This is a genomic window from Pseudomonas sp. NFPP07 (genome assembly GCF_900115645.1).
GTDB lineage: Bacteria > Pseudomonadota > Gammaproteobacteria > Pseudomonadales > Pseudomonadaceae > Aquipseudomonas > Aquipseudomonas chlororaphis.
The window spans coordinates 1-4361 of record NZ_FOXG01000023.1; the positions used below are offsets into that span (position 1 = coordinate 1).

Annotated in this window: 2 tRNA genes and 2 rRNA genes; all 4 read left to right on the forward strand. The window is 51.7% G+C overall.

The annotated features are described in order from the left end of the window. A 16S ribosomal RNA gene (locus BM019_RS30310) occupies positions 1-1082 on the forward strand; the annotation flags it as partial. Between the two features lie 65 nt (positions 1083-1147). Further along, a tRNA-Ile gene (locus BM019_RS30315) sits at positions 1148-1224 on the forward strand. Between the two features lie 26 nt (positions 1225-1250). Then, positions 1251-1326: transfer RNA gene (locus tag BM019_RS30320), tRNA-Ala, on the forward strand. A gap of 240 nt (positions 1327-1566) precedes the next feature. Further along, a 23S ribosomal RNA gene (locus tag BM019_RS30325) occupies positions 1567-4361 on the forward strand; the annotation flags it as partial.

The window sequence follows — 4361 nt, forward strand, 5'->3', positions numbered from 1 at the left end:
CCTAATACGTGAGTATTTTGACGTTACCGACAGAATAAGCACCGGCTAACTCTGTGCCAGCAGCCGCGGTAATACAGAGGGTGCAAGCGTTAATCGGAATTACTGGGCGTAAAGCGCGCGTAGGTGGTTCGTTAAGTTGGATGTGAAATCCCCGGGCTCAACCTGGGAACTGCATCCAAAACTGGCGAGCTAGAGTATGGTAGAGGGTGGTGGAATTTCCTGTGTAGCGGTGAAATGCGTAGATATAGGAAGGAACACCAGTGGCGAAGGCGACCACCTGGACTGATACTGACACTGAGGTGCGAAAGCGTGGGGAGCAAACAGGATTAGATACCCTGGTAGTCCACGCCGTAAACGATGTCAACTAGCCGTTGGGAGCCTTGAGCTCTTAGTGGCGCAGCTAACGCATTAAGTTGACCGCCTGGGGAGTACGGCCGCAAGGTTAAAACTCAAATGAATTGACGGGGGCCCGCACAAGCGGTGGAGCATGTGGTTTAATTCGAAGCAACGCGAAGAACCTTACCAGGCCTTGACATCCAATGAACTTTCCAGAGATGGATTGGTGCCTTCGGGAACATTGAGACAGGTGCTGCATGGCTGTCGTCAGCTCGTGTCGTGAGATGTTGGGTTAAGTCCCGTAACGAGCGCAACCCTTGTCCTTAGTTACCAGCACGTCATGGTGGGCACTCTAAGGAGACTGCCGGTGACAAACCGGAGGAAGGTGGGGATGACGTCAAGTCATCATGGCCCTTACGGCCTGGGCTACACACGTGCTACAATGGTCGGTACAGAGGGTTGCCAAGCCGCGAGGTGGAGCTAATCCCACAAAACCGATCGTAGTCCGGATCGCAGTCTGCAACTCGACTGCGTGAAGTCGGAATCGCTAGTAATCGCGAATCAGAATGTCGCGGTGAATACGTTCCCGGGCCTTGTACACACCGCCCGTCACACCATGGGAGTGGGTTGCACCAGAAGTAGCTAGTCTAACCTTCGGGAGGACGGTTACCACGGTGTGATTCATGACTGGGGTGAAGTCGTAACAAGGTAGCCGTAGGGGAACCTGCGGCTGGATCACCTCCTTAATCGACGACATCAGCTGCTTCATAAGCTCCCACACGAATTGCTTGATTCATTGAAGAAGACGATTGGGTCTGTAGCTCAGTTGGTTAGAGCGCACCCCTGATAAGGGTGAGGTCGGCAGTTCGAATCTGCCCAGACCCACCAATTACTGGTGCACCCTGTAGCGATACGGGGCCATAGCTCAGCTGGGAGAGCGCCTGCCTTGCACGCAGGAGGTCAGCGGTTCGATCCCGCTTGGCTCCACCATTACAGATTGGTGTCCATCGTTTAAAGCTTAGAAATGAGCATTCCATCAAGTTGATGGTGAATGTTGATTTCTGATCTTTATCAGAATCGTTCTTTAAAAATTTGGGTATGTGATAGAAAGATAGACTGGATAGCACTTTCACTGGTGTTTATTCAGGCTAAGGTAAAATTTGTGAGTTTAATCGCGAATTTTCGGCGAATGTCGTCTTCACAGTATAACCAGATTGCTTGGGGTTATATGGTCAAGTGAAGAAGCGCATACGGTGGATGCCTTGGCAGTCAGAGGCGATGAAAGACGTGGTAGCCTGCGAAAAGCTTCGGGGAGTCGGCAAACAGACTTTGATCCGGAGATGTCTGAATGGGGGAACCCAGCCATCATAAGATGGTTATCTTGTACTGAATACATAGGTGCAAGAGGCGAACCAGGGGAACTGAAACATCTAAGTACCCTGAGGAAAAGAAATCAACCGAGATTCCCTTAGTAGTGGCGAGCGAACGGGGACTAGCCCTTAAGTGGCTTTGAGATTAGCGGAACGCTCTGGAAAGTGCGGCCATAGTGGGTGATAGCCCTGTACGCGAAAATCTCTTAGTCATGAAATCGAGTAGGACGGAGCACGAGAAACTTTGTCTGAATATGGGGGGACCATCCTCCAAGGCTAAATACTACTGACTGACCGATAGTGAACTAGTACCGTGAGGGAAAGGCGAAAAGAACCCCGGAGAGGGGAGTGAAATAGATCCTGAAACCGTATGCGTACAAGCAGTGGGAGCAGACTTTGTTCTGTGACTGCGTACCTTTTGTATAATGGGTCAGCGACTTATATTCAGTGGCGAGCTTAACCGAATAGGGGAGGCGTAGCGAAAGCGAGTCTTAATAGGGCGTTTAGTCGCTGGGTATAGACCCGAAACCGGGCGATCTATCCATGGGCAGGTTGAAGGTTAGGTAACACTGACTGGAGGACCGAACCGACTACCGTTGAAAAGTTAGCGGATGACCTGTGGATCGGAGTGAAAGGCTAATCAAGCTCGGAGATAGCTGGTTCTCCTCGAAAGCTATTTAGGTAGCGCCTCATGTATCACTGTAGGGGGTAGAGCACTGTTTCGGCTAGGGGGTCATCCCGACTTACCAAACCGATGCAAACTCCGAATACCTACAAGTGCCGAGCATGGGAGACACACGGCGGGTGCTAACGTCCGTCGTGAAAAGGGAAACAACCCAGACCGTCAGCTAAGGTCCCAAAGTTATGGTTAAGTGGGAAACGATGTGGGAAGGCTTAGACAGCTAGGAGGTTGGCTTAGAAGCAGCCACCCTTTAAAGAAAGCGTAATAGCTCACTAGTCGAGTCGGCCTGCGCGGAAGATGTAACGGGGCTCAAACCATACACCGAAGCTACGGGTATCACGTAAGTGATGCGGTAGAGGAGCGTTCTGTAAGCCTGTGAAGGTGAGTTGAGAAGCTTGCTGGAGGTATCAGAAGTGCGAATGCTGACATGAGTAACGACAATGGGTGTGAAAAACACCCACGCCGAAAGACCAAGGTTTCCTGCGCAACGTTAATCGACGCAGGGTTAGTCGGTCCCTAAGGCGAGGCTGAAAAGCGTAGTCGATGGAAAACAGGTTAATATTCCTGTACTTCTAGTTATTGCGATGGAGGGACGGAGAAGGCTAGGCCAGCTTGGCGTTGGTTGTCCAAGTTTAAGGTGGTAGGCTGGAATCTTAGGTAAATCCGGGGTTCTAAGGCCGAGAGCTGATGACGAGTTACCTTTTAGGTGACGAAGTGGTTGATGCCATGCTTCCAAGAAAAGCTTCTAAGCTTCAGATAACTAGGAACCGTACCCCAAACCGACACAGGTGGTTGGGTAGAGAATACCAAGGCGCTTGAGAGAACTCGGGTGAAGGAACTAGGCAAAATGGCACCGTAACTTCGGGAGAAGGTGCGCCGGTGAGGGTGAAGGACTTGCTCCGTAAGCCCATGCCGGTCGAAGATACCAGGCCGCTGCGACTGTTTATTAAAAACACAGCACTCTGCAAACACGAAAGTGGACGTATAGGGTGTGACGCCTGCCCGGTGCCGGAAGGTTAATTGATGGGGTTAGCTAACGCGAAGCTCTTGATCGAAGCCCCGGTAAACGGCGGCCGTAACTATAACGGTCCTAAGGTAGCGAAATTCCTTGTCGGGTAAGTTCCGACCTGCACGAATGGCGTAACGATGGCGGCGCTGTCTCCACCCGAGACTCAGTGAAATTGAAATCGCTGTGAAGATGCAGTGTATCCGCGGCTAGACGGAAAGACCCCGTGAACCTTTACTATAGCTTTGCACTGGACTTTGAATTTGCTTGTGTAGGATAGGTGGGAGGCTTTGAAGCGTGGACGCCAGTTCGCGTGGAGCCATCCTTGAAATACCACCCTGGCAACTTTGAGGTTCTAACTCAGGTCCGTTATCCGGATCGAGGACAGTGTATGGTGGGTAGTTTGACTGGGGCGGTCTCCTCCTAAAGAGTAACGGAGGAGTACGAAGGTGCGCTCAGACCGGTCGGAAATCGGTCGTAGAGTATAAAGGCAAAAGCGCGCTTGACTGCGAGACAGACACGTCGAGCAGGTACGAAAGTAGGTCTTAGTGATCCGGTGGTTCTGTATGGAAGGGCCATCGCTCAACGGATAAAAGGTACTCCGGGGATAACAGGCTGATACCGCCCAAGAGTTCATATCGACGGCGGTGTTTGGCACCTCGATGTCGGCTCATCACATCCTGGGGCTGAAGCCGGTCCCAAGGGTATGGCTGTTCGCCATTTAAAGTGGTACGCGAGCTGGGTTTAGAACGTCGTGAGACAGTTCGGTCCCTATCTGCCGTGGACGTTTGAGATTTGAGAGGGGCTGCTCCTAGTACGAGAGGACCGGAGTGGACGAACCTCTGGTGTTCCGGTTGTCACGCCAGTGGCATTGCCGGGTAGCTATGTTCGGAAAAGATAACCGCTGAAAGCATCTAAGCGGGAAACTTGCCTCAAGATGAGATCTCACTGGAACCTTGAGTTCCCT